The organism is Pseudomonas sp. B6002 (assembly GCF_013385985.1).
In the GTDB taxonomy this organism is placed as follows: Bacteria; Pseudomonadota; Gammaproteobacteria; order Pseudomonadales; family Pseudomonadaceae; genus Aquipseudomonas.
This window is the reverse complement of the sequence record NZ_JACAOY010000035.1, coordinates 82851-91448: the sequence shown is the minus strand read 5'-3', so window position 1 is coordinate 91448 and position 8598 is coordinate 82851. Positions and strand designations below refer to the sequence as shown.

At 64.5% G+C, this 8598-nt stretch carries 8 protein-coding genes; all 8 read left to right on the top strand.

The features are described 5' to 3' along the window. Window positions 1-128 precede the first annotated feature (128 nt). Window positions 129-1208, top strand: coding sequence for a serine hydrolase (locus HX792_RS28695; protein ID WP_176999246.1), 1080 nt, complete (start codon window positions 129-131; stop codon window positions 1206-1208). Further along, the gene (locus HX792_RS28690; protein ID WP_176999245.1) at window positions 1205-1519 is read left to right on the top strand and encodes an amidase; all 315 of its coding nucleotides are present in this window, start codon (window positions 1205-1207) and stop codon (window positions 1517-1519) included. Before HX792_RS28695 ends, HX792_RS28690 begins: the two co-directional genes overlap by 4 nt. 238 nt (window positions 1520-1757) lie before the next feature. Next, window positions 1758-2933, top strand: coding sequence for a M20 aminoacylase family protein (locus HX792_RS28685; protein ID WP_176999244.1), 1176 nt, complete (start codon window positions 1758-1760; stop codon window positions 2931-2933). 62 nt (window positions 2934-2995) lie between these two features. Then, a complete protein-coding gene (locus tag HX792_RS28680) occupies window positions 2996-4306 on the top strand; it encodes a citrate-proton symporter (RefSeq protein ID WP_176999243.1) in 1311 nt (436 codons plus the stop codon). After that, window positions 4303-5745, top strand: a complete 1443-nt coding sequence (locus tag HX792_RS28675; RefSeq protein WP_176999242.1) for an amidase — start codon at window positions 4303-4305, stop codon at window positions 5743-5745. The genes HX792_RS28680 and HX792_RS28675 overlap by 4 nt, the downstream gene beginning before the upstream one ends. Window positions 5746-5809: 64 nt before the next feature. Next, window positions 5810-6568 (top strand): IclR family transcriptional regulator, encoded by a 759-nt coding sequence (locus HX792_RS28670; protein WP_176999241.1) that lies wholly within the window; start codon window positions 5810-5812, stop codon window positions 6566-6568. A 190-nt stretch (window positions 6569-6758) separates the two neighbouring features. Next, entirely contained in the window at window positions 6759-7337 is a 579-nt protein-coding gene (locus tag HX792_RS28665) for a YceI family protein (RefSeq protein ID WP_176999240.1), read from the top strand. A 1-nt stretch (window position 7338) separates the two neighbouring features. After that, complete coding sequence (locus HX792_RS28660; protein ID WP_176999239.1) at window positions 7339-8496, top strand: phosphatidylserine/phosphatidylglycerophosphate/cardiolipin synthase family protein; 1158 nt, start codon at window positions 7339-7341, stop codon at window positions 8494-8496. Window positions 8497-8598 lie beyond the last annotated feature (102 nt).

The window sequence follows — 8598 nt, the reverse complement described above, 5'->3', positions numbered from 1 at the left end:
CGCTGTAAGAGCGGAACCAATACCAGCCATCACCCAAATAACGGATATGCCCCCAACCCCCGGTCACAAAACCGTCATCCCCCTCATCTAGCCTCGCGACCACGAATGCCCCCCGTGAGTCCGTATCCATGTTCAGAGGCCTGCTATCCGTCGCCCTCCTGCTAGTCACCGTCACCGTTACCGCCCACGCCGAAACCTGGCCAGACAAGGACTGGGCCAAGGGCACGCCGCTCGCAGGCCCCGCTGTCGACGCCCTGAATGCCTACGCTTTTCCCCCTCGTGACGACACCACCCGCCAGGGCATCCGCACCGACGCGCTGTTGGTGATCCGCGACGGCGAAGTCATCTACGAACGCTACGCCGCGCCCACCACCGTCAGCACGCCGCACCTGACCTGGTCCGTCAGCAAGAGCCTGATGGCGACTGTATTGGGCGTGGCCTACGGCGAAAATCGCTTCAAACTGACCGACCCCGCCGCACGCTTTTACCCGCCGATGAAGCAGCATCCCAAAGTCACCATGGCCGACTTGCTGCACTGGGCGTCGGGCCTGGACTGGCAGGAAGACTATGAATTCGCCCCGCTGAAATCCTCGGTGGTGGCGATGCTTTACACCCGCGGCCGCGCCGACATGGCCGACTTCGCCGCCGATACGGACGCCGCCAGCGCGCCCGGCCAGGTGTTCCGCTATTCCAGCGGTGACACCAACATCCTGTCCGCCACGCTTAAAGGCATGCTCGGCCACAAGGCGTATATGAGCTACCCGTGGGACGCGCTGTTCAAACCATTGGGCATTCGTAGCGCCACCTGGGAAACCGATGCCGACGAGACGTTCGTGGCCTCGTCCTACGCCTACCTCACCGCCCGCGACCTGGCCCGCGTCGGCCTGCTGATGGCGCGCGATGGTCGCTGGGGCGAGCAGCAATTGCTGCCCAAGGACTGGGTCGCCTTCAATCGCCAACCCTTCACCAATTACCGGGCGGGCCAGGATGAGGCCGTGCCGGGTGGCCATTGGTGGCTCAATAAAGGTGCGCCGCGGCCTTGGCCGGATGCTCCCGGTGACACGCTCGCCGCCCTCGGCCACTGGGGACAGGCGTTATACGTGATGCCCGCCGAACACTTGGTGATCGTGCGCTACGGCGATGACCGCGACGGCAGCTACCGCCACAACGACCTGCTCAAGCACGTGCTCGCGGCGGTGCAACCATGATCCGTCGCCGGCCGTTTACCAGCGTGTTTCTGTTGCTGGTGCTCGCTTTGCTGGGCTGGATCTGGCACGAGCGCGTCAACCTGCAAGCCTTCCCGGACATCATCGCGGCGTACACGGCCAAGGAGTACTGCTCGTGCCGCTACGTCGAGAACAACCCGGCTGACTATTGCCGGGGCTACGTGAAGCAATACGTGCCCACCAGCGCGTTCAGCGACAACCCCGAGCGCAGCGAAGTCACCGCCAGCGGACTGGGCCGCACCCACACCGCCCGCTGGCTCGGCGACCGCCACGGCTGCCGCCTGACCCCCTGACCCCACTTTCCTGTGGGAGCGGGCTTGCCCGCGATGAGGCCAGTTCAGACGCTGCATGCGGTGACTGACCCACCGCCATCGCGGGCAAGCCCGCTCCCACAGGGTTCAGTGACCCACAGTAAAACACTGAGGTTCCACAGGGTGGAACCACCTTTGATTGTCCTCCTGCGCACATCGCGGTTAGCTGGCGGTGTGCAGCAAACAAGAACGGGAATACCCGCCTGTGAGGAGAATCACCATGCGCCCACACCAGCACATCCTGGATTGGCTCAGCGACGTTGCCGGCGACTTGCACGCCGTGCGCCACGACATCCACGCCCATCCTGAACTCGGCTTCGAAGAGAATCGCACCAGCGCACTGGTCGCCCGATCCTTAAAGGAATGGGGCTACGAAGTGCACACCGGCATCGGCAAGACCGGTGTGGTCGGTGTGCTGCGTAACGGCAGCAGCCCTCGTACCCTGGGCATTCGCGCCGACATGGACGCCTTGCCCATCATCGAAAACACCGGCGCGGCCTACACCAGCCAGCACGCCGGTTGCATGCACGCCTGCGGCCACGACGGCCACACCACCATGCTGCTCGGTGCCGCCCGTTACCTGGCCGCCACGCGGCAGTTCGACGGCACGTTGAACCTGATCTTCCAGCCCGCCGAAGAAGGCCAGGGCGGTGCCGAAGCCATGCTCGCCGACGGCTTGCTGGAGCGCTTCCCCTGTGACGGGCTGTTCGGCATGCACAACATGCCGGGCTTGCCGGCGGGGCATCTGGGCCTGCGAGTGGGGCCGATGATGGCGTCCCAGGATTTGCTCACCGTGACCCTTGAAGGCGTCGGCGGCCACGGTTCCATGCCGCACCTCACGGTGGACCCGCTGGTGGCGGCCGCGAGCATGGTCATGGCGTTGCAGACGGTGGTGGCGCGCAATATCGACACCCAGGAAGCTGCTGTGGTGACCGTCGGCGCCCTGCAGGCGGGCCAGGCGGCCAACGTGATTCCGCAGCAAGCGCTGTTGCGTTTGAGCCTGCGCGCACTCAACCCGACGATCCGCGAGCAGATGCTGGAGCGCGTGTTCGCCATCATCCACACCCAGGCCGCCAGCTTCGGCTGCACCGTGCAGATCGAGCATCGCCCGGCCTACCCGGTGCTGGTCAACCACCCCGAAGAAACCGAGTTCGCGCGCCAGGTCGGCGTGGCTTTGCTCGGCGCCGACGCGGTGGACGGCCACACCCGCACGCTGATGGGCAGTGAAGACTTTGCCTGGATGCTGCAACGCTGCCCCGGCAGTTACCTGTTTATCGGCAACGGCGTGTCGCGGCCGATGGTGCATAACCCCGCCTATGACTTCAACGACGACATCCTGCTGACCGGCGCCGCCTACTGGGGCGCGCTGGCCGAGAGCTGGCTCAAGCCTGCCTGACGTCCCTCACTTTTTTCTGCCGCTGGACCCTTTCCCACGTTCGGTTGAATGGAGTGTTCCTCATGCAGACTTCACACACAGGCGTCTCCCGCACCCGCCAGGTCGTGGCGGCCGTGATCGGCAATGCGCTGGAATGGTATGACTTCATCGTTTATGGCTTTCTGGCCAGCATCATCGCCCGGCAGTTTTTCCCCTCGGACGATGAGTACGCGTCGCTGTTGATGGCCCTGGCCACCTTTGGCGTGGGCTTTTTCATGCGCCCGGTGGGCGGCATCCTGCTGGGCATCTACGCCGACCGCAAAGGCCGCAAGGCCGCGATGCAGTTGATTATCCGGCTGATGACGGTGTCCATCGCGTTGATCGCCTTTGCACCTAACTACGCGGCCATCGGCATGGGCGCGCCGCTGTTGATCGTGGTGGCGCGCATGCTGCAAGGCTTTGCCACCGGCGGTGAGTACGCCAGCGCCACAGCGTTTCTGGTGGAAAGTGCACCGGCCCATCGCAAGGGCTTGTATGGCTCCTGGCAATTGGTGGGGCAGTGCCTGGCGGTGTTTGGCGGCGCGGCCATGGTGGCAGCGGTTACGCACTTCTTCTCGCCGGCAACGCTTGACCTGTGGGGCTGGCGCCTACCGTTCGTGTTCGGCTTGCTGATCGGCCCGGTGGGGCTGTGGATTCGCCGGCACATGGAAGACCCGGAGGCATTCATCGAAGCCCGCAAGCAAGCCACCGGCCCCGCGCCGAGCCTCATGCAGGTGGTGCGCGAACACCGGCGCAGCATTCTCGTATCGATGGGCCTGGCCTGTGGCGCAACGGTGTCGTTCTACGTAGTGCTGGTGAACATGCCGACCTTCGCCCACAAGAACCTCGGCCTGCCGCTGGACCAGGTATTGATGGTGCAGATGTTCGCGGTGGCGCTGATGACCGTGGTGATCCCGCTGTCGGGCCTGGCGTCCGATCGCTTTGGACGGCGGCCGGTGTTGATGGCGTTCACCCTGGCGTTTTTTGTGATGGTCTACCCGCTGTATGTGTGGGTGGCCGCCGCGCCATCCATCGAGCGCTTGCTGGTGATGCAGGTGCTGCTGTGCACGGCCATTGGCGGGTTCTTCGGCCCGGCGCCGACCGCGCTGGCCGAGCAGTTCCCCATCGAAGTGCGCTCGACGGGCGTGTCGGTGGCCTATAACGTGGCGGTCATGGTGTTTGGCGGGTTTGCACCGCTGATCGTCACCTGGTTGAGCAAGGTGCTGGGCACACCGGTGGCGCCAGCCTTCTATGTGTTGTTCGCGTGTGTGCTCACGCTGCTGGGCACTTACTGCATGCATGAAGCACCGCGAGCCAAGCAGCCGCAGCCGTTTTCGAAAGAGGTGAAGCCTTGAGTATTGTCGATTGGGATGCCACGCAACTGTCGCAGGCGATCCACGCGCGGCAGGTGTCGTGTGAAGAGGTGATGCAGGCGTATCTGGCACAGATCCAACGCTTCAACCCCGGCGTGAATGCACTGGTGTCGCTACGCGATGCCGATGAGGTACTGGCCGAAGCCCGGGCCTGTGACCTTGAGTTGGATCAGGGCCAGTCACGCGGCTGGATGCACGGCATGCCCCAGGCGATCAAGGACCTGGCGGCCACCCGAGGTTTGCGCACCACCTTGGGCTCGCCGCTGTTCGCCGAGCAGGTGCCGAGCGAAGACGCCATCAGCGTGGCGCGGGTGCGGGCCAGTGGCGCCATCATCATCGGCAAGACCAACGTGCCGGAATTCGGCCTGGGCTCGCACACCTACAACAGCCTGTTTGGCACCACCGGCAACGCCTATGATCCGCGCTTGAGCGCCGGTGGCAGCAGCGGCGGGGCGGCGGTCGCGTTGGCGTTGCGCATGCTGCCGGTGGCCGATGGCAGCGACATGATGGGCTCGTTGCGCAATCCCGCTGCATTCAACAACGTGTTCGGCCTGCGCCCGTCCCAAGGGCGCGTGCCCCACGGGCCGATGCCGGAACTGTTCGTGCAGCAACTGGGCACCGAAGGCCCGATGGGGCGCAGCGTGACGGATGTGGCGCGGCTGCTGAGCATCCAGGCGGGTTACGACCCTCGGGTGCCGCTGTCCTCCAGGGACGACGCCACTGTGCTGGGCCAGCCGTTGCAGCGTGACTTCAAGGGTGCGCGCCTGGGCTGGCTGGGGGATTACAACGGCTACCTGCCGATGGATGACGGCGTGATGAGCCTGTGCGAATCGGCCCTCGGCGACTTCACCGCGCTGGGCTGTGAAGTTGAAAGCTGCCAACCGGATTTCTCCCTGGCGCGCCTGTGGCGCTGCTGGTTGGTGCATCGTCACTGGCTGGTGCACGGCAACCTCGGCGCGGCCTACGCCAACCCGCAAAAACGCGCGCTGCTCAAACCCGAGGCGCAGTGGGAAGTGGAGGGCGGCCAGGGCTTGAGTGCCCAGCAGGTGTACCAGGCGTCGGTGGACCGTAGCGAGTGGTATCGCGCCCTGGCCAAACTGTTCGAGCGTTACGATTTCCTGCTGTTGCCCACCGCCCAAGTGTTCCCTTTCGATGCACAACAACCCTGGCCGCGCCTCGTCGGTGGGCGCGAAATGGACACCTACCATCGCTGGATGGAAGTGGTGATCGGCCCCACCCTGGCCGGTTTGCCCAGCATGAGCGTGCCGGTGGGCTTCAACCCACAAGGCTTGCCCATGGGCCTGCAGATCATCGGCCCGGCCCAGGCGGACCGGGCAGTGTTGCAGTTGGCCTACGCCCATGAGCAACTGACGCAATGGGTGCAGCGTCGCCCGCCGACCTGCCTTGAATCGACGCGTTGAGGCACGACCGGGCCTGTATCTTGCTGTGAACAATGATCATCCACCGGCATCAGGGAGATCGAACATGGAGACAGGCACGGTACGCTCGGTTGAACGCGCACTGGCAATCGTCGAGCTGCTGGGCGAACACCAGGCTCTGGGGCTGGAGGAATTGCACTACCTCACGCGCCTGCCCAAGGCCACGGTGTCGCGCATGTTGCTGACCTTGCAGGACCAGGGCTGGGTCTACCGCGGCTTGAGCGACCGGCGCTACCGCCTGCGGGCCCAGCGGCTGTTCGGTGACAGCCAGCAGCGCTTCAAGCGCCGGGTGGTGGAAAGCGCTGCGCCGTGGCTGCTGGAACTCAGCGAACGCACCGGGTTGGTGGTGGACCTGTCATGCTTTGATGGTGAGCGCCTCGAAGTCATGGAAAGCGCGATTCCCGGTGTGCTGCGCAAGCTGTATCCCAACAACTGCCAAATCGTCGGCCAGCACGCCAGCCTGTTTCATTCGGCCATGGGAAAGGCATGCCTCACGCAATTGCCGGCCGAGGAAGTGCAGCGCCTGGCGGGCCGTGACCATGTGGCGGCGCACGAACAGTACGATGCCTGCGAGAGAACCCAGCACCAGGGGTTTGGCCAGCGTACCGAAGGCTACTGGGAATACCCGGTGCGCCTGCCGTTCCTGATCCGCGCCGTGGCCTTGCCGGTACAGGCCAACGGCCGCCTGGTAGGCAGCATGGCGCTGCATTGGCCGATGCACCAGGCGCCGGTGGAGCGGGTGTTGAACCTGCACATGGCCAGCCTGGAGCAGACCGTGCGGGAAGTGCAGCGGGCGTTGGCCTGACAGTCACCGCCTCCTCACTGAAGGAATGGTGGTTTATGTGGGAGCCGGGCTTGCCCGCGATGCAGGCAACTCGGTCTGTCAGTGATACCCAGTCGATGCCATCGCAGGCAAGCCAGCTCCCACATTGGGTTTGCGTCGCTTGTGACATGCGCTTAAGGTTCGTTCAGGTTTTTCGTCCCACGAGTCTTCAATGTCCATCAAACCCCTGGCCTTCGCCCTGCTGGCCGCCGCTGCGGCGCCTGCCCAGGCCGACTGGTACCTGGATAACGAATCGTCACGCCTGTCGTTCGTCACCACCAAGAACACCGAAATCGCCGAAGTGCAGCGCTTCCTGGTGTTGCACGGCAAGGTCGACAGCAAAGGTGCTGCGCAGTTGGAAGTCGAGCTGGAGTCGGTCAACAGCGGCGTTCCCTTGCGCGACGAGCGCATGCGCAATCAACTGTTCGAGATCAAGACATTCCCCGACGCGCTGATCAACGCGCAGATCAACCTGCAGCCGATCAATGATTTGGCGCCCGGCGCGCAACTGGAGTTGCGCCTGCCGTTGGCCGTGACCCTGCACGGCAAGACCCAGACCTACAACGCCGAGCTGCTGGCCACGCGCCTGGATGACCGACGTTTCCAGGTGGTGACCCTGGAACCGCTGGTGGTGCACGCCGAGGACTTCGACCTGGTGCCAGGCGTGGCGGCGTTGCGCCAGGCCGCTGGGCTCGAATCGATCAGCCTGTCGGTGCCGGTGGGTGCGGTACTGATTTTCACGGCGCGCTGACATGAGCGGCGCAGTGTTCCCCTGGCGCAGCGCCAACCGTTTCGAGTTGTTGATCGACGGGCCACAGTTCTTTCCGCAGATGCTGGTGGGCATTGCCCGGGCCGAGCGCCAAGTCGATCTGGAGTTGTACCTGGTGGAAGCCGGCGCCTGCGCCGACGCCATGGTCAGCGCCCTGGTGCAGGCCGCTGAACGCGGTGTGCGCGTGCGTTGCCTGTTTGATGATTACGGCAGTCTGGCCTTTACCCTCGGCTTGCGAAAACGCCTGACCGACGCCGGTGTGGAGCTGCGCTTTTACAACCGCCTGAGCTGGCGTCGCTGGATGCGCAACCTGTACCGCGACCATCGCAAGGTGTTGCTGATCGATCAGGACGTCACGTTTGTCGGTGGCACTGGCGTCACCGATGAGTTCTGGACACCGGGGCAAGATCCCGCCGACTGGCATGAAGTGATGGTGCAGATCAGCGGCCCGCTGGTGATGGATTGGCAGGCGTTGTTCGACCGTCAATGGCATGCCAACGCGGCCCGCCGTGAGTGGAAACCTGCCACCCATTTTGGTTTGCCACGGTTGCCCAAGCTGCCGGCGACCGGTCCGGGTCTGGGCCGTGTCGCCTATGCCGACGCCCGTCAGCATCGCGACATTTTGCAGTCGCTGATTCGCGCCCTGAACAGCAGCCAGATCCGTATCTGGCTGGCCACGCCGTATTTCCTGCCCACCTGGAGCGTGCGCCGGGCCCTGCGCCGTGCGGCCGGGCGCGGGGTGGATGTGCGTTTGTTGCTCACCGGCCCGCGCACCGATCACCCGTCCGTGCGCTACGCCGGGCATCGCTATTACCCGCGCCTGCTGCGCTCGGGCGTGCAGATCTTTGAATACCAGCCGTGCTTCCTGCACCTGAAGATGGTGCTAGTGGACGATTGGGTCAGCGTGGGCTCGTGCAACTTCGATCACTGGAACCTGCGTTTTAACCTGGATGCCAACCTGGAAGCGCTGGACCCGGAATTGACGCTGGCCGTGGCGGGCAGTTTCGAGCGGGATTTCGAGCAGAGCCAGGCGGTGAGCCTGGAGGCGTGGAAGGCGCGACCGTTATGGCGGCGGGTGAAGCAGCGGGTGTGGGGGTGGATTGACCGGTTGGTGGTCAATTTGCTCGACCGACGCGGCTAAGAAGCACACCGCAAAACAAATGTGGGAGCGGGCTTTTGTGGGAGCCGGGCTTGCCCGCGATGCAGGCACCTCAGTGTGTCAGTCATACCGAGGTGATGCCAT